An 18,138-nucleotide genomic window follows, 5' to 3' on the forward strand; every position below is an offset into this window, starting at 1 on the left:
AAGGGGGAAGCAGTATGAGCGATAGCTTGAGCCATCTCTTACGGCATGCCGAGCTGCAAATCGAACAATTCGACGTGCACAGCCGGAAAGAGATGAAGACGCTGAACCGTACGCTCCCCTTCTATGTCATGTCTTATTTGAAGTCGGGCAGCGCCAAGCTCAGAATCGATGGCGAAGTGATGGCGCTAGAACCGGGGACAGTCGCCTTCATTCCCCCGAACGTGATGCATGATCATTATAAAGACACCGCCGATCAAACCGAGTTTCTATGGTGGCATTTCACTTTTGAGATCGAAGGCGTTATGGACGTCATGAAGATGTTTCGAATCCCGTTCGTGTTTCAGCTGCAAGATCATGCGTACTTCGAGGATGTGTTCATGGCATTCATGGACTCCGCGGATGCCCGAATTCCCTCCTTGCCGCGCTCCATCTTAACGAGAGCAAAGTCGCTCGAGCTCTTGTACATCATTCTCAACAGCGCACTCCGTCAACAAGATGCCAAGGGGGACGTCGCCAAATCGGATGGTTTCCTTGCTATGCTGACGCGAGTCGTACAATCGCCCGAGGCGCCGATGACGCTGCAGCAGATGGCCGATGAGCTGCATATGCATCCAACATACGTAAGCAACCGGTTCAAGGAGTTATTCGGCAAGTCCCCGCTCCAGGTTCAACGTGAAATGCGGATCCAGAAGGCGAAGACGCTGCTGGAGACATCCGATCTATCCGTGACGGAAATTTCGCAGCGGCTGGGCTATAGCGAATTACAGAACTTTACGAGACTTTTCAAGTCTTATGTCGGCATATCGCCCACCCAGTTTCGCGTGCTCAATCGCAAATGGCGGGTTTCGAAGTGAAGTAGAAGTAAGGTCGAGAATCATTAATGTTCAAGGGGAGCGGATTAGGCAGACATGAACTATTCATTATGTATCGGAGCTTATCCGGGCAAAGACGCGGTCTACCATCTGGAGAAAATCAAGGAGCATGGCTTTCACGGCCTCGAATATTACGCTTGGTGGGATTTGAAAGACCTTCGTTCTTTCGCCGCGGAGCAAGAGCGGATCGGCGTCGGCATCAGCGCGACTTGCACGAAGTTTATCAGCTTGGTCGACGAATCGCTGCGGGACGCTTATATCGAAGGGGTTAGGCAGACCATCGAAGCCTGCCGGTTATTGAATGTTAAATCGATCATTTCACAAACGGGCAACGAAATAGACGGCATGCCTCGCGAGGTTCAGCGTGCGACGATGGTTGAGACGCTGAAGCGCTGCGCGCCTATGCTTGAGGAGGCCGGCATCGTGCTGGAGCTGGAGCCGCTTAATGGACTCGTCGATCATAAAGGCCATTTCCTGCAGCGTTCGGATGAATCCGTGGATGTCGTCGACCAAGTTGGCAGCCCGAGCGTGAAGCTCGTGTTTGACGTCTACCATCAGCAGATTACCGAAGGCAACGTTATCCGCAACGCAACCGGCTATCTCGAGCGGATCAACCACTATCATATCGCGGACAATCCCGGCCGTAAGCAGCCGGGCACGGGCGAGCTGAATTACGTGAACATCCTGAAGGCTATCAAAGATACCGGCTTCTCCGGATTCGTCGGCCTGGAATGCGGCTACACGATCGATACGGATGCTGCTATTCAACGGTTTAAGGATGAGATTTTGTCGCGGGTAGAAGTGTAAGACAAAAAGGACGGAGCTTATGAAGCTCCGTCCTTTTTAGGTTGCCTGGCCTTTCTTCAAGAACCCCCGCCCACCGATTGCCAATGCGGAATTAACGATCCGCTAACAATCCGCCTTTATACTGGACCTACGATGGCAGCAAGCCAAACCTTCATCCAAGAAAGGAAGCTGATCGTATGGGTATTCACGCGTATTTCCAATCATTGACCGACTTGGAAAGAATCATTCGTTGTCCCGGCAAATTCAAATTCCAAGAACATAGCGTTGCTGAGCATTCGTGGAAAGTCATCCAATATGCCAAAACTCTGGCCGATATCGAAGAAAGCCATGGCGTCGCCGTCGATTGGAAGAAGCTCTATGAAATTACCAGCAGTCATGATTATGGTGAAATTTTTATCGGCGATATCAAGACGCCTGTTAAGCATTACTCCATGGAGCTGCGCTACATGCTGCAGCAAGTCGAAGAAGGCATGGTGGCCCATTTCATCGATGAGCATATTCCCGAAGAGTTTAAGCCAATCTTCCGCAGACAGCTGCGTGAAGGCAAAGATGATTCCGTGGAAGGGCAAATCCTCGAAGTGGCCGATAAAATGGATCAGATCTACGAAGCGTTCGCCGAGCTGCAGAAGGGAAACTCCGAGCAAGAATTCGTCGTCATGTACCGGCATGCGCTCATTAAAATCAAAGGCATTCGGCTGCACTGCGTCGATTACTTCCTGCAGCACATTTTGCCGGACCTCGTAAGTGAAGGAGCTCGCTCTCAAATCGACATCGAGCAGATCACGAAGGAAGCATTGGCTGCCTGATGCTGTTCTCATTCCCGATAGCATCGCCTGTTCAGCTGTTCCTATATCCGGCGAATTTATAAGGCCACCCCTTTATGGGATGGCCTTCATTGTTGCGTAAACTCAGCTCTCCAGGTCGTAGGCTACGGGATGCAGCGGCTGGTAGATCGGAAGATCTGCCCCGCTCGGAAGCTTAACGGAGGCCAGCTTGCCCCAACCTTGATCGCTGATTGGCGCCGAGATCTCCACGCCTTTAGCCGTTAATTCATTTAGCGTCTTCTCGATGTCCTCGCACATGAAGTAGAACTCCTGCTTGCTTGGTCCATCTGTTGGATGCACGGCAATCTCAGCAGGGGGAAGTTTAAATATGAGCCACCCGCCGCCGGCATCAACGCCTGCTAATCCGAGCACGTCTCGAATGAAAACCCGGTCTGCATCCGCGTCCGTGCTATACAAAATAATATGGGCTGCATTGATCATAGGAATACCTTCATTCTCCTTCCGTTGCATGGTTCTATTCCGTTAGTATCTACAAGCTGCTACACGGCATATTCGCCTTTAATAACGAAGAACGAGCCCCGAATGGTTCCGGCTAATTTAGACTTCTGCCTGGCAAACTTGAACTTAGGTTCCAGCTCCTTTGGAATTTCCATCCCTTCAGAAAGCTTAAAGCCGACAGCCCGCTTCTTAGGATCATCGACCGTATACATCACATTGATCGAAAGGCCATCCTCGTAGAATACGTAGGTAAATTGAATGTTTTCCACTTGAAAGCGCGACGTTTCCAAAGGTTTCGCAGCAAATTCGATACCCCGTTCTTCCTTCAAAATCCGGTTCGCATATTCGAGGCTCTCCTGACTTTCGCTAGCCGGGACAGTCGTAAACACATGCTCGTATTTGTTCATAAAATACCGGGCTTCGTTCGCACGCAAGCCTGCAAGCGCTTCTGCTACCGGTGAGGACTCTAAACCAACGGTAGACACATTTTTAAAATCAACGATGTACGACATTGTCATCCCTCATTCTCTTATTTAATGATCCAGCCAAACACGCCTATTCCCAGGCTGCCCTTCTATTATCTCCCAATAGCATACCAAAAATAATGCTAGAGTCAGCCGGTCTCCTTTTTCAACCGTTCTCACCGGGCACACCGTGCCGAATCAGAACATCCTTCATCTTCTCGCTGCCCATGGCTTGGTCGGGAAGCTTAACCCCCGCTTCGATGAGGATCTCCGCAGCTAAGCCATAATCGCCTTCGGGATTTTGCATATGAAGCGATCCCCAGATACAGCTATTCAGTGGCGTCCCGCCGAATTCATTAAGCATGTCGACAGATGCACCTTGGTCGATTAACAGTCGGACAACTTCATCGTTTCCTTGTACCGCAGCACCATGAAGAGCCGTCATGGAACGCTCATTGCGGCGCGCATCTACGTTAAAGCCGACCTCCAGCATAAGACGTACTGCATCTGTTTTGCCATCCCATGCGGCATCCGCAATTACGCTCTGATCTTCCGGCTTCAGCGTTTGGACGATGTCGATACGTTCTCTTACCATGTCATGGACCGTTGCTGTATCCGCCCGCATACAGGCAAGCAGGAATTTCTGCTCGACTGAACAGTACGATAACATCAAATCCGTGATGGCCTCAAGACCCAGACGATCCGCAAGAAAAAGCGGCTTCGCGCCCGAGCCGACCGTGTACTCATAAATATGCCCTCCGGCGGCGGTAAGATCGCCTTTCCCCACCTGGGCTTGCAGCGCATGGGGATCGTCGTTCAAAATTTCGCGGACAAGCTCGGCATCCCCCAGCTTACAGGCCATGAAGAGATCCGCCTTGGCACCGCGCTCGATTAAGTGTCTGCATTTGTCCGGGTTGTTAACCGCATATTGAGCCGGTGTCCCGTCGTGATCGAGATCCCGCTTATCGATTTCCGCCCCGTGATTCAGCAGAAAATCCATAACCTCCGATGAAACCGCGAAATGCAGCGGAACCTGTCCATCCGGGCCGCGTTGGTTAACAATTTCCGGCTCCTTCTCTACCATCGTCTTCAAGTGGTCGAGCATCCCCAGAGCAGCCGCCGCATGTGGATCGACATGAGCTCCCCGCTCAATAAGATAGCGGGACAAGTCGTGATGATCGTGATGCAGGACGCCAAATCCTCCCGCCCACCAGCTGCTTTTGACATTGATATCGGCCCCGTACTCCAGCAGCGCGTCCACCATTTCACGTCTTCCCCTGCCGGCACTGATTACAATCGCAGGTGCATCAAAGGAAAACCATGGTTCGTCGATCCGCTTAACAAGCGATGGATGGTCGTGCAGCAGCTGCCTTACCGTTTCCGAATTATTGCCCTCAACCGCCTGTTTGAACTGCAAGATGGCCATACTGTCCGGCTCACCCGCTGACCTATTGGAGTTATGGTTCAATTCCGTCATCGTTGAATCGTTCCTCCTTGTTCTGGATCCTGTTTTCACTCATCATCTTCTATTTCGCTTCCTGCTTCTCCTGCTCCTGTATCACCTGCTCTATGCCGAGCAGTATCAGCCTCAAACCGAACTCAAACGCCCTGGCAGTGACATTGCGCTCATGCTGGTGCAGTAGAACAATAGAAGGCAGGATACGGGACGTTCCCCGGGTCCTGCCTTCTTTCCATGATTTCAAGCCATTGTCTGTCCATATTCCCCTTTGATTACAAAAAACGAACCCCGAATCGTGCCGGCCAGCTTGGATTTCTGCCTGGCAAATTTGAATTTCCCCAGCTCTGCCGGGACCTCCATCCCTTCCGAAAGCTTAAAACCGACGGCCCGCTTCTTGGGATCATCGACCGTGTACAGGACGTTAATGCCAAGTCCATCCTCGTAAAAGACGAAGGCCCACCTAATGTTCTCCACTTGAAAATACGATGTTTCCAGCGGTTTCGCGGTAAACACGATATTACGTTCCTCTTTCAATACGCGGTTAACGTAATCCAGCGTTTCTTGGCTCTCGCTCGCCGGTACGACCGTAAAATCATGCTTGTATTTGTTCATAAAATAACGGGCTTCATTTGCACGCAGACCGGCAAGCGCTCCCGCTACCGGTGAAGTTTCTAACCCGACGGTAGACACGTTTTTGAAATCAACAAGATTGGACATCTCCATCTCTCCTCTTCTCATTTAAAGTTTACGGCTGTTCGGTCGCAGCGCCCACGAAGCAATATTCAATGCAGCGTAGGTTAACGGAAGTAGGCTATTAACCGGGCTCACTGTTTTTATACAGGCCTGCATGACTCACTTTCTAATTGGACACCATTTAGTGTCATTTTTATTATAGGACACCAAACGGTGTCTAGTCAAGAGTATGAGCTCCCATGTAGTAAGCTTGAAACAAAAAAAGGCACCCCCTAAGGGGTACCTAAAATGAATTTGTAACGCGCTTTTATTATCTTGCTTCCGATGTCCCGGCAGCAGCCTTATCGCTTGAAAACCACCAAATGGCGAGCACGATGCAAGTTAGGATACCAAGCGAGAGGAACAACCCATTTGCCACCTTCAAGTTAGATGCTTCCCACGTATAATGCCCCGCGGCAACGGCCTCTAGGCGGTACCTCAAGGAAAAAGCGAATCCACTACAACGTTCTACATAAACGTTATTAAGTTTATTGTGCTATTCGCCTTTTTTGTGGTGGGTTCGCTCTGGCGAATTGTGATGAGCTGGTACATAGACCGGGTCACTTCCTCTCTAGAAAAGTATAGGAAGCGTCTATTTATAAGTCAAACGAAATGTAAATTATTCTTGCTCTTGAAGAAATCGCAATGCTTTGCGAAGGTAGAACGGCGGTCCGTCGTCCAGCTCGGCTCGGGACCTAACTTCAGTGTGATGCAGGATGGACTGGTAGCTTATTGCGTGATGGATGGCATGCATGACCTCGCAGAGCGACCACAGCTCCAGCAGACGATGCATCGGCTCGAAGTCGCTCCACATTTCCAAATAGACGTCCCGCAGTTGAGCCCGCAGCGTTAAATCGCTTTCGTCATAGATGAGGAACATATCCATGAAGGGATGACCTACGGATGCGTCCGTCCAATCAATGAAACTCAGCCTGGCGTTTGAGTTTGTGACATTCCCCAAGTTAAGGTCGCCGTGCAGCAGCGTCGATGGCACTGCATACTCCGAGAGCTTCTTGTTCATTTCCACTACTTTGGGCATTTGCTTTCGAAGCTCGCTAATTTCTTCCGGCGTTAGTTGGGCTGTCATTAGATCATCATCCAGAAGCGGAGCAATTAGCGGAATATGTCGATCCGGTCTTCGGTCGGCACAACCTATTTCAAGCAACTCATCTACGTGGGGAATGGCATCTAGCTGGATCCCCGCGAATATTCGCAGTAACTCGATCTTCTGTTCCATGGATACGCTGTTTCTTATGCTGACTCCGCTGTCACTAGATAACATCCATCCGTGATGGGGTTCGGCTGCAAGGACGACCGGTACGCGTTCTTGGTAAAGCTTACTCATGAATTGGAGAAACTTAGCTTCATCCACAAACAACGGTTGATCTGCGTTTACCTTGAAGTAGACATTCCCATGTGAGGTGGGTACCCGAAGGACACACGACAGACTCCACCATTTTAATGGTTCCGGCTGTGCAACGATCTCGATGCCCAATGAGCCGAGAACTTCTTTTGTCCAAGCCGTAGCTTGCTTAAACCACCCGCTGCTCTCCCATGGCCGGCGGTACTTGGGTTGATCCCCAGTCTCCGGTTCGGAACAATAATTGTACATGACCTCTAGATGGTCCAATCGGTTGAATTTCAAACTGGGCAAGTCATCCCCGCATACCCATCTTCCCGCTGGCGATAATTGGTCGCTGCCAAGATTGTCTAATAAGAAGATTCCTTCTTGTCGACCTGATTGCAGGTTTTCTGAGATAGATACGTATCTATACGCGACCACGGGCTGACCGAGCATACGCGACATTTCTCGTGTTGCCAAAATCGAGGAGATTGGTTCTTCCACTTGCATACCAGGGAGACACCACTCGTCATTTTCTTTTTGTACAAACACCTTTCCCTTAAGGGTCGGATGCGGCAATATGCCATAGATTACTGTATCATTGTTCAAATGGATCGGACTCCTTTGGTGTCGCGAGTTCAGACGCTTATAATCGGATTCTTATCCCCGTTATACTTAAATACAATGCGATAAATAACGGTACAAGAATAATGGCCATCATCGAAAATAGATTAACTACTTTCGCAGCTCTTGTTTTCAGTATCTTATGCAGAGCCCTATAAATAACGATGCCCAGCATGCCTCCAAGCGTATTGTTCAATAGGTCTGTAATATCTGTTCTGCCAATCGAACAAATATACTGTACGATTTCAAGAACCAAAGAAGTGCCGAAGATCAGAAGCACCTTTGTCCAAAAAGGCCGATTGAATGTGAGTATACCCATATATGTGCCAAAAGGGATAAAAACAAGAATATTTACAAGAATCTCCATTGATCTCAGACCGCTAACGGAAACGGAATCCTGAAAAGGAATGAGATTAATCGCTCTATCTGCTTGTATATCCGAAAGTGAAACATGAAATTTGAAAAGAATACTCCAAACCAAAACCAACAAATAAATACAAAACAATGCTAAAGTGAGCCTGTTTTTCTTTTCGTGCACCATTTCTCATCCCCCATATCTTGCTGACCTCATCAAATTCGCTAACTTTCGACGTATTCCTGTTCATTCCTGTTCAACTTCAAAAAAAAAGCAATCCTCTGCACTGAACAGTAGGAGTTGCTTCTTTTTTTTGTAAACACCCAATAAGCAGTCTAGGGGCTTCTCTTGATTATTCGCTTTTAGCAAGCTCCGCCGCCTTAAACCGGATCGTAACGACGGTGCCGGTGCCCAGCTTGGAGGAGATGCTTAACCCATACTTGTCGTCTCCCGAATAAAGCTTGATGCGCTCATTGACGTTGTAAAGCCCGTAGGAACTGCCCGATCCGTCGGACTTTTCGCCGGAAGGCGCCACCGACAGAAGCTGCAGCGCCTTCTGTTCCTCCATGCCGATTCCGTTATCGGCAACCATAAAGAGGAGTTCCCCGCCGTCCTCCCGTACGGTGATGACGATGGTGCCGTGCTTCCCTTTCGCTTTGCGGATTCCGTGCAACAGCGCGTTTTCAACAATCGGCTGCAAGATCAGTTTCGGCATTTGATAAGCTTCGAGGCCGGGCTGCATATCAACCCGGAAATCGAACGTATTGGGAAAACGGCTCTGCTGGATTTCTAAATAGACTTGAGCCAAACACAACTCGTCCTCTACGCTGACGATACTTCTTCCCTTATTAAGGCTAAGCCGGAAGTATTTCGCCAAGGCGTCGATCATTTGGCTGATGTCGGTTGCTCCCTTGCCGATTGCGATCCAATTGATCGTATCGAGCGTATTGTACAAGAAATGCGGATTGATCTGGGCTTGCAGAGCTTGAAGCTGTGCCTCGCGCTCATGGATTTGGGCCAAGTATTTCTCACCGACCAGCGTTCGCACCCGCAAAAGCATATGTTCAACGCTCCGTTCAAGCAACAAGAAATCGCTTGTCTCTGCAGGAAAATCCACCGGGGTATCCGTGCCTTCTTTTCGTATCGTGGTGATGACGCTTTTGACCCTGCGATTCATCCCCCGCACGATGATCGCCAGCAGTACGACCGGCAGCAGAAGAAACAACGCGATGTATTCCAAGAGCGTGGTTAATCCCGTCATTTGCGTCAGTTTCACCGCGCGATGAGAAAGCTGTGACTCCGTGCCCTGCGCGACCAATTTCCACCCGGTCGGATTGACGGTCGCATACAGGACATCATTCACTTCCTCATCCAACTTGATCGAGAGCGTTCCTTCGCTCCCGCTCGAGAGCGCCTCTTGCATTTCGGGGCTGACTGTCGAGCCGACGAGCGCCTTGTTCGGATGATAAGCGATGGTTCCGTAGGGATCCACGAGGTAGACGTTTGTTCCCGGCGAGAATTGAAGCGTCGATAAAATGTCCGTCACCATTTGCTCCTTCACGTCAATCATCAGCACGCCCGACACCTTCGCGTATTGGTTAGGATCCCTCAGCATCCGGGCAGCCGAGAAAATACGGGCATTCCCGGCATCCAAATATCGTTCCTCGTAACTGCCTGACCAGACGATTCCGCCGTTTTCCGTGATAATCTTCTCGTACCACGAGCCCGTCTTTAAGCTTTCCAGCGAGAAGAAATTAATTCGTTCGCCCGCGTAGAGCTTCGATTTATCGACGAATAGCCGTACATGGAACACATCGGAGTTGGACTGCACGGATTCGACTATATTCCGCAAATCTTTGATAACCTGAAATTGAATGCCGATCATCCGGTCATTCTCGCCGACCGAGAGGTACTCGTGAAGATTGGCGTTCATGATTACGGAGTTGCTGATATCCTCGATATGCTCCAAACGGTACGCTAGATTGCTTCCCGCCTGCTTAAGCGCTTGCTGCATCGTTCGAGTGACTTCATCTTTGAGAATCGCGGCCGAACGCTCGTAAAACCCGTACAAGATGACTCCCGCCGGTACCACGATCAAGAATAAATAGGCCAACAGCCACTGCCTCGGGATCGAGAAGCGGCGAACGAAACGACCGATTGCCCTCGCCTTAAACATAGCTTTCCCGGTAAACGCTCGGCGTTACGCCGGTCGCCTTTTTGAACAGCTTCGTAAAGTAACTCGGATCCGTGTACCCGATTGCATAGCATATATCGTAAAATTTATAACGATGATCGCGAAGCATTTCCTTGGCTCGTTCCACGCGCACCTGAGTCAAATATTCATTGATTGTTTGTCCCGTTTCCTGTTTAAACAGCAGACTGACATAGGTCGACGTTAAATAAACCTCTTTGCCTATAGCATCCACGGTCAAATTGCCGTCGGCGTATTTCTGCTCGATAATGGTGCGAACCCGCTCCGCCAAATTCGCTACTTTGCCGATTCGCTTCTCGCGGATACGATCGCAAGCCGAAAGGAGGTGGATCTCGATCAATTGACGCATCTCGCCTATCGTTTCTTGCTCGAACAAGGCTTCCCACAATGCCGATTCCGCAGACTCCAGCTCCGTGGACTGCACATTCAGCTCCATTAATAGCTGCCCGACCACGAGGGCGATCTGCAAGCATACGTTGCGTCCGTATTTTAGCCCGTCCGGCCGGTTGCGGTTCAAATCTGCGAACAGCAGATCAAGGGTCTCGCGAACCTTATCCGGATCGGCTGCTTTCAGCGCTGAAGCCAGCTGCTCCTGATGCTCGGAATCGAACTTCCCAATGCCCCCGCCGCCTTCCGACTCGGGGTTTTCAAGGCTGTTCATCGTAATGATTCGGTTTTTCCCCAAATACCATTTGTGATCGACCGCTTCCCGAGCCTGTTTGTACCCGTGAGCCAGCTCGGCCAAGGAATCCGCCCGATCGCCGATTCCGATCGTAACGCCTATCTTAAGCCAGCGCTCCAAATTTTCTCGAATGTCGCCGGCAAGCATGAGCAGCGCGTTCGCGGCATCTTGTGAACCGCCATCCTCTGACTCCGCCCGTAAGATGGCGACGAATTCCCCGCTCCGATGCTCGAAAACATACCCGCACATATGAACGTCTATCAGTTCCCTGCAAATGTTTAGCACCGCATACCATAAGAGCTGCCGATCCACCTCGGAACGCATGGCCGTCACTTCCCCCAGATCGTCGACGGAAATCGCCATCACCCAATAGGAAGCGTCGACGGGTAAATCCAACCCCAGAAAAACAAGGCGTTCTTGAAGATTGTGCTTCGGCGTGACATTGCCGATCAAAGCGAGCAGGAATTTCTCCCTCAGAAGCGGCATGCCTTCCTGCAGCTTAATCCGCATTTCCTCTTTGCGGCGCTGCTCATACCGTTTGGCATCCAGATCTAGGATGACCTTCTTGATGACCTCCGTCAGCTCTTGCAGGTTCACGGGCTTGAAGATGTAGTCGACCGCGCTGACCTTCATGGCGGATTTCAAATATTCGGCGTCGTCGTGACCGCTTACGAATATAATCTGAACATCGGGATACCTCGCTGAAATTTGCTGCGCCATCGTAATCCCGTCCATGTTCGGCATCCGGACATCGGACAAGATCAAATCCGGCAGCTCTTTCTCGACAAACGCAAGCGCCACATCTCCGTCATCCGCTTCGCCGATCACCTCGATACCGTAGGAGGACCAATTGAAATAGGTACGTAAGCCGGTTCTAACCGTCGGCTCGTCATCCACGATTAATAATTTATACATGTTCTATGTCGTCCTCCCCGGCTTGCTCTCGTTGTCGAATCTGGCGAATATCCCATTTCCGCTGCCTTCTTATTTAACGAAAAACTTGACGCCTTGCTTCTTCAATTGTTCATGCAGCTCGTTCATCGGAACGTCTCTCATCGCGGTCTCGCGATCCATCGAGATGGCTGCAGCCGCGCCCGCTGCTTGCCCCAGCGCGTAACACGTTGCCTGCACGCGCATCGAGGACATGGCTACGTGCGTCGCGGAAATGGACCGTCCCGCCACGAGGAGGTTATCGATCGCCTCCGGAACCATACAGCGGTAAGGGATATCGTACCCGTCGATTTTACGCTCGTCTGTCGTTTTGGCCGCATCCGGGCTATGAATGTCGATCTCGTAGTTCGTTTGCGCGACCACGTCCGGGAAGCGTGCACCGGTCACCAAATCCTGCTCGGTCAGCCGGTAGAGCGCTTCGATTTGGTTCGTTTCGCGAACGCCGGTCTGCGATGCGATATGAGAAAGCGAATAGTTGCCATACCCTGTCTTTTGCAAATAATACGCGATGGAAAATACCTGCTTCAGCGCTTCGGTCTCCGCGTAGTTCACTTCTTCAATCTTCGCGCCGTTTGCTTTGACGCGGGACATGTTGACGAGCAGCGTACCGTTGTTGTTCTGCTCCCAGTATAACCTGCGTCCTTGCGGAAGATCAGACACTTCCTTGTACTCGTAGCATCCTTCCGGCAAGAAAGGGGTGACGGGACTGCCCGTATTCGTCATCTGGAACATCAGGGTCATCGGCTGCGTTAAGCCGTCCTCTTCCCGCCCCGTCGTAAACGGCACGCCGGCATCGATGGCGACGCGGGCATCGCCGGTGCAATCGATAAACCGTTCTCCTTCGAAAGCCTTCAAGCCTTCGCGAGTAGACATAATAACGGCTTTGATCTTATTACCTTCGCGGATCGTACCGACGAATTCGGAATGGAAGTACACGTGAACGTTTTCCTTTTTCATTTTCTCGTTCAAATAGTGCCGAAGCAGGAACGGAGAGTATTGAGGCGCAATTGACTCGTCATGCCCCTCCGGCAAGTATTCAGCCAGCATTTCCGCGATCATTTCCCGATAGATGCCGGTTACGTTGCCGATTGGCATGAAGATGCTTACATTGCCGAGCGTGCCCATGCCTCCGAGCTGCGCCGATTTTTCGAGCAGAGCGACTTTTTTGCCGGAACGCGCCGCGCCGATCGCAGCCGCTGTTCCTGCCGGCCCTCCTCCGATAACAACGACATCCGCGTACGCGTAAGTGTCGATTTGACGTTCGAACGTATAGGAATTAAGATTCATAAGGGCTTCTCCTCCAATGGAAGGAAGCGGCAGGTTCCATGAACCTGACCGCCGCCTCCGTATATGATTATTTTTTTGCAGTCGCATACCAGTCGTTAATTTCTTTCGCGCTGACTTCTTCCCCGGAAGCTTTATACTTCTCTTGGAATTTCGCCAAATCGTTTAGCGACTCGGCGCCGGCAAACAGTTTCACCGTATATTCGCCGACCATTACTTCCAGGCGCATATTGTTCTTCGCATGCTCCGGCAAATACGGAGCCCATCCGAGCGTGTTGCGAACTTTCACTTCCGCGGGCTGCTTGTTGTTCAAGAAGTCGAATCCTTCGAACATAATCGGGTTTTTGCGAACGCGCGCTTGCCAGTATTGCGGATAGTTCGCCTCGTCTACGCCGGCCATGTAGTTGTTCGCTTGGTTGCGCTCATCGGAGAAAATCGGCAAAATCGGAATATAAGCGTTGTTCTCCAACTTGTAGTGCTTGCCTTCTTGTCCGATTGCCAGCTCCTTGAATGTTGCCGGCTCCAGCAATTCGTTGATGTATTTAATGGCTTCTACCGGATGTTCCGCGGATTTCGGAATAAAGGTCAGGCGGTCAAAGCCCGACATTGCGCCGAAGCCTGCTTGCCCTTTCGGACCTTTCAGAGCACCTACGTACGCGAATTTCGCATCCGGCACGACTTTGGTCAGCGCATCGTTCAGACCGGGGATATCCGCCCAGTGAACGATGATTGCGCCGGCTTTGCCGCTCGCGAACTTCTCTTTAGCGGTAGCGTCTTTGTTGATGATAAACTCTTTGTCCAGCAAACCTTGTTTGTACAAATCGGCCACGTAGTTCACATAGTCCGGATAGTTCGGATCAAGCACACGCGGAGTCAATTGGCCGTTCACGTCGTTCCACGGATTCGGCATGCCGAAAGCGCCTACAATGTTCTCCAGCATAGCTTGATCGCCTTTGATCGTCAGCGGAACGTTTTGATCGCCATTGCCGCCCGGATCCTTCTCTTTAAACGCTTTCAAAACAGTCACCAGTTCATCGGTCGTCGTCGGCATGGACAGACCAACCTTCTCCAGCCAGTCGGTACGAATCAGGATGCTAAAGCCGACCTCATGCGTAACCGGAGCCGGTATTGCGTACAGCTTGCCGTCGATTTTGAGCGCGTCCATCGATTGCTGAGAAACCGCGTTCTTGATGTTCGGTCCATATTGGTCAATCAGCGGGGTCAAATCCGTCAATGCTCCTTTTTGAGCATAGTCGGAGTAGAGCGCCAAATCATTGTAGAACGTAATAAAGTCGTACGGTTCACCTGAAGCGAAAATCAAGTTGAGTTTTTCGGCTGTTTTGTCTTGCGGAAGGACGTCGTACTGGACTTTATAGCCCGTTTTCTCTTCCAGAAATTTGGCTACGGGATAGGTCGCATAATCTTCCGCTTGAAAGACGTTCAGTCGTTTCAAGGTCGGCTTTTCCGCTTCCGGAGCCGCGTTGCTTTCTGAGGACGTTGTATTGCCCTTTGATTCTTGGGAAGCGTTGTTCCCGTTTTCTTTCGATCCGCATGCTGCCAACGATCCGGCAAGCATCACGGTCATAGCGGCAAGCGTAAGCAATTTCGGTAGTTTCCTCAATGCATGACCCTCCTAAGAATAATGTAATTATATCATTAACATCAGGTGCACCTGAAAAAGTTAATGCAACGTTGAATTGCCTCGCTTCGCCAACCTATCCTTTAACGGAACCGATCAGCACGCCTTTAATAAAGTACCTCTGCAGGAACGGATACACGAGCAAAATCGGAATCGTCGAGGCGATTACGGTTGCCGCCCGGATGCCCTCTGCCGGCACGTTCATCATGTCGTCGGCACTCATGCTCAATGCCGTAGACGTGTCGGCGTTCATCACGATATCCTGCAAATACAGCTGAAGCGGCTTTAAGGATGTGCTGTTGATGTACAGCATCGGGTTAAAGTAGTCGTTCCAATAATAGACGGCGTAGAACAACCCGACTGTCGCCAGTACCGGACCGCTCAGCGGCAGAAGGATGCGGAAAAGAATGCCGATGTTTTTGGCCCCATCGAGCTTGGCCGACTCCTCCAGGCTTGGCGGTAAGCTTTCGAAATAGCTTTTAACCACGAGCAGATTGAACACGCTGATCAAAGCAGGCAAGATGAGCGAGCTAAGATGGTTGAGCATGCCCAATTCGCGTAAGAGCAAGTAATTTGGAATAATGCCCCCGCTGAACATCATCGTAAAGATGAACAGGACGATCAGAACGCCCATACCCGGAAGCTCTCTCTTCGAGAGCGGATAAGCCGTCATGGCCGTGAACAGAATAGAGGCGAGCGTCCCGACGACGGTAACGAACGCGGAGATCAGAAAGGAATGGATGAATTGGTCCGAGGTAACGACGAACCGCATCGTATCCAGCTGAAAACCTCGCGGGAATACGCCGACCTTCCCCGCGACGATTGCCCACTCTTCGCTCACCGACTTGGACAGAACGTTGGCGAAGGGAAGCAAGGTGATCAGACCCATAAAAGTTAAGATGATATAAATTGCGATATCGAGCACATAATCGCCGGCTTTTTTGTGACGCAAGCGGCTCACCTCCTACCAAATACTTCGTTTAAGAAACTTTCTGCTGAGCATGTTCCCGGTGACGATTAAGAGGAAGCCCACCACGGAGTTGAACAATCCGACTGCCGTACTGAAGCTGTAATCCTGTTGTCCGAGGCCCATGCGGTACACGAATGTTCCAATGACGTCACCGGTTTCGTATACGAGCGGATTGTACATTGTCAATATTTGTTCGGTCCCCGCCTCCAGCAGGCTGCCGATGCGCAGAATGAACATGAGGACGATCGTCGGCAGCATGCCCGGCAGCGATACCGAGATCATTTGCCGAATCCGGCCCGCACCGTCAATGGCGGCTGCCTCGTACTGCTCTTGCTCGATGCTTGCGATTGCGGCGATGAAGATGATCGCATTCCATCCGATTTCCTTCCAGCCTGCCGTGAATACGAGGATGCTGCGGAAAAAGTCATTGTCGGAAAGGAAGGAGATCGGCTCTCCGCCCAGCCACTTGATGAGCCCGTTAACGATTCCGCTCGTAGGCGAAAGGATATTAATGAACAAACCCGAGATAATGACCCACGATAGAAAGTGAGGCAAGTAAATAATCGTCTGAATGGCGCGCTTGAAGAACATGCGGCGTACTTCGTTTAGAAGCAGCGCGAGGACGATCGGAATGGGAAACAAGATGACGATTTTGTATAAACTGATCAATAGCGTATTGGTCAAAACCTGATAAAACTCTTCCGAGCGAATCAGCTTCTCAAACTGATTCAGCCCCACCCATTCGCTGCCGCCAATACCGCTGAAAATGTTGAAATCCTGAAATGCGATCAGAATGCCATACATCGGCGTGTATTTGAATACCAGCAAAAAGGCCAGCCCCGGCAGCACCAAAGCATACATATCCAAGTTGCTTCGGATGACTTTCCATTGGCGTCCCGCCTTGCCCAAATCCATCACCTTCTTCCTTCTGTGTGTCTTTATTGTACGGAACAACTCGAAATCGCTGTAGAAGCTAATCCATCGATTTCTGGTGCTTTCCTATAGTCTTCCGCCTTGCATGCCATAAAAAAGAGAACCTCCGTTAAGGTCCTCTAATTCGCGTGCCTATGTTAAATTGCTGATCCCCAGACAGGCAAAATATTCTAAGTTGACTTAAACCATGGTTTAAGTCGTATCCTAATCCTGTCGACAGCAATAGATTCATGGAGGTCTCCAAATGAAGTACCGTTCAATCAGCGAAGCTTCCGCGAAATTAAATATTCCGGAATCAACGATACGCTATTATGAGAAAAAAGGACTTCTCCCGTTGATTGAACGTGATGAAGCTGGCAGAAGGTTATTCTCGGAAGACCAAATGGCGCTTCTCGAGACCGTTATTTGTTTAAAGAACACGCATATGCCGATCAGCGGCATTAAGCAATATATGGATTGGATTATAGAAGGAGAAACCACCATTCCGCTCCGACTTGAAATGATGACCAAACACAAGCAAGCCGTACTTGCTGAAATTTCGTTGATGACGGAATCGCTAATCGGAATTGACGTAAAGATTGCACGTTATACCAACCGTAATAATTAATGGAAAAGAGGAACCGGCATGAAACTTTCCGGAAACACCATACTCATTACAGGCGGAAGCACCGGAATCGGGTTAGCTTTTGCAGGACGCTTCATGAAAGCCGGAAGCACAGTCATTGTGACCGGACGACGTGAACATGTGCTTCAGAATGCCCAAGAAAGATATCCCGGCCTAATCACTCGAGTAAGTGATTTGGATGTGGAATCGGAACGCGCCGCATTGTTTGATTGGGTGACCGCAAACTATCCGGAAGTAAATGTGTTAGTTAACAATGCGGGGATCCAACAACGCTTTCATGTGTTAAAAGCGGACGTTAAAAATAACTGGCGCTATTTCAATCAAGAAATCACGACGAATATGGAAGCGCCTTTTCATCTTTCGATGCTGTTCGCTCCGTATTTTGCGGCCAAAGAAGACGCGGCAATCATTAACGTGACATCCGGATTAGCTTTTACGCCTCTTGCGATTGCGCCCATTTATTCAGCTACGAAGGCCGCACTTCATTCGTTTACGATGAGCTTAAGGCATCAGCTCGCTGACACGTCCGTAGCAGTCATTGAAGTCGCTCCCCCAGCGGTGAATACCGATTTAGGCGGCGCAGGATTGCATACGCATGGAGAGCCGCTGGATGCCTTCGCGGATGGCATTTTTGAGGGGTTGGTCGAAGGTAAATCTGAAATCGGATATGGCACTTCCGTGAATCGCTTACGCATGTCGCGAGATGAAGTCGACGAACATACAGCGAACATGTATCAGGCATTGAGAAACACGATTGAATAACGAAACGGTATGTTTTGAAGGCCATCCCCCCGCGGGGATGGCCTTTTGAACAGCGGAAGTTTATTTATGGAAACGGATCAGACCACTCTCGCAGCCGGGCTGACAAACCTATTTAAACGTGCTAGCATGTTATCTAATAATG

17 protein-coding genes are annotated in these 18,138 nt (G+C 50.3%); 5 read left to right on the plus strand and 12 right to left on the minus strand.

Features of this window, described 5'->3' with window-relative positions; translation table 11 throughout:
- Positions 1–14 precede the first annotated feature (14 nt).
- From I8J30_RS28680 to I8J30_RS28690, 3 genes are all read left to right on the plus strand, one after another.
- The gene (locus I8J30_RS28680; RefSeq protein ID WP_210663916.1) at positions 15–854 is read left to right on the plus strand and encodes an AraC family transcriptional regulator; all 840 of its coding nucleotides are present in this window, start codon (positions 15–17) and stop codon (positions 852–854) included.
- A 54-nt stretch (positions 855–908) separates the two neighbouring features.
- Positions 909–1,679 carry a TIM barrel protein gene (locus I8J30_RS28685; protein WP_210663917.1) on the plus strand — a complete coding sequence of 257 codons (771 nt, stop codon included), beginning with the start codon at positions 909–911 and terminating at the stop codon, positions 1,677–1,679.
- A 176-nt stretch (positions 1,680–1,855) separates the two neighbouring features.
- The gene (locus tag I8J30_RS28690) at positions 1,856–2,485 is read left to right on the plus strand and encodes a YfbR-like 5'-deoxynucleotidase (RefSeq protein WP_210663918.1); all 630 of its coding nucleotides are present in this window, start codon (positions 1,856–1,858) and stop codon (positions 2,483–2,485) included.
- 102 nt (positions 2,486–2,587) lie between these two features.
- On the opposite strand, the gene I8J30_RS28695 is transcribed toward I8J30_RS28690, so the two are convergent.
- From I8J30_RS28695 to I8J30_RS28750, 12 genes are all read right to left on the minus strand, one after another.
- Positions 2,588–2,944, minus strand: coding sequence for a VOC family protein (locus tag I8J30_RS28695; protein WP_210663919.1), 357 nt, complete (start codon positions 2,942–2,944; stop codon positions 2,588–2,590).
- A 59-nt stretch (positions 2,945–3,003) separates the two neighbouring features.
- Positions 3,004–3,474 (minus strand): phage tail protein, encoded by a 471-nt coding sequence (locus tag I8J30_RS28700; protein ID WP_210663938.1) that lies wholly within the window; start codon positions 3,472–3,474, stop codon positions 3,004–3,006.
- A gap of 118 nt (positions 3,475–3,592) precedes the next feature.
- Entirely contained in the window at positions 3,593–4,903 is a 1,311-nt protein-coding gene (locus tag I8J30_RS28705; protein WP_210663920.1) for an ankyrin repeat domain-containing protein, read from the minus strand.
- A 222-nt stretch (positions 4,904–5,125) separates the two neighbouring features.
- On the minus strand, positions 5,126–5,602 hold the full coding sequence (locus tag I8J30_RS28710) for a phage tail protein (protein ID WP_210663921.1): 477 nt from the start codon (positions 5,600–5,602) through the stop codon (positions 5,126–5,128).
- A gap of 634 nt (positions 5,603–6,236) precedes the next feature.
- Positions 6,237–7,568 (minus strand): aminoglycoside phosphotransferase family protein, encoded by a 1,332-nt coding sequence (locus tag I8J30_RS28715; protein ID WP_210663922.1) that lies wholly within the window; start codon positions 7,566–7,568, stop codon positions 6,237–6,239.
- 37 nt (positions 7,569–7,605) lie between these two features.
- Entirely contained in the window at positions 7,606–8,124 is a 519-nt protein-coding gene (locus I8J30_RS28720) for a VanZ family protein (RefSeq protein WP_210663923.1), read from the minus strand.
- A gap of 166 nt (positions 8,125–8,290) precedes the next feature.
- Positions 8,291–10,114, minus strand: coding sequence for a sensor histidine kinase (locus I8J30_RS28725; protein ID WP_210663924.1), 1,824 nt, complete (start codon positions 10,112–10,114; stop codon positions 8,291–8,293).
- Positions 10,107–11,747, minus strand: a complete 1,641-nt coding sequence (locus tag I8J30_RS28730) for a response regulator (RefSeq protein ID WP_210663925.1) — start codon at positions 11,745–11,747, stop codon at positions 10,107–10,109. Before I8J30_RS28730 ends, I8J30_RS28725 begins: the two co-directional genes overlap by 8 nt.
- A 69-nt stretch (positions 11,748–11,816) precedes the next feature.
- A complete protein-coding gene (locus I8J30_RS28735; protein WP_210663926.1) occupies positions 11,817–13,070 on the minus strand; it encodes an FAD-dependent oxidoreductase in 1,254 nt (417 codons plus the stop codon).
- A gap of 67 nt (positions 13,071–13,137) precedes the next feature.
- A complete protein-coding gene (locus tag I8J30_RS28740; protein WP_210663927.1) occupies positions 13,138–14,688 on the minus strand; it encodes an extracellular solute-binding protein in 1,551 nt (516 codons plus the stop codon).
- A gap of 94 nt (positions 14,689–14,782) precedes the next feature.
- Positions 14,783–15,667 (minus strand): carbohydrate ABC transporter permease, encoded by an 885-nt coding sequence (locus I8J30_RS28745; protein ID WP_420831259.1) that lies wholly within the window; start codon positions 15,665–15,667, stop codon positions 14,783–14,785.
- 3 nt (positions 15,668–15,670) lie between these two features.
- Positions 15,671–16,591 carry an ABC transporter permease gene (locus I8J30_RS28750; RefSeq protein ID WP_210663928.1) on the minus strand — a complete coding sequence of 307 codons (921 nt, stop codon included), beginning with the start codon at positions 16,589–16,591 and terminating at the stop codon, positions 15,671–15,673.
- A gap of 262 nt (positions 16,592–16,853) precedes the next feature.
- Between I8J30_RS28750 and I8J30_RS28755 the strand changes: the two genes are divergently transcribed.
- Together I8J30_RS28755 and I8J30_RS28760 are read left to right on the plus strand one after the other, a co-directional pair.
- Positions 16,854–17,216 carry a MerR family transcriptional regulator gene (locus I8J30_RS28755; protein ID WP_210663929.1) on the plus strand — a complete coding sequence of 121 codons (363 nt, stop codon included), beginning with the start codon at positions 16,854–16,856 and terminating at the stop codon, positions 17,214–17,216.
- Between the two features lie 18 nt (positions 17,217–17,234).
- Complete coding sequence (locus tag I8J30_RS28760) at positions 17,235–17,996, plus strand: SDR family oxidoreductase (protein ID WP_210663930.1); 762 nt, start codon at positions 17,235–17,237, stop codon at positions 17,994–17,996.
- Positions 17,997–18,138 lie beyond the last annotated feature (142 nt).

It is taken from the genome of Paenibacillus lignilyticus, from assembly GCF_017942085.1.
In the GTDB taxonomy this organism is placed as follows: domain Bacteria; phylum Bacillota; class Bacilli; order Paenibacillales; family Paenibacillaceae; genus Paenibacillus_Z; species Paenibacillus_Z lignilyticus.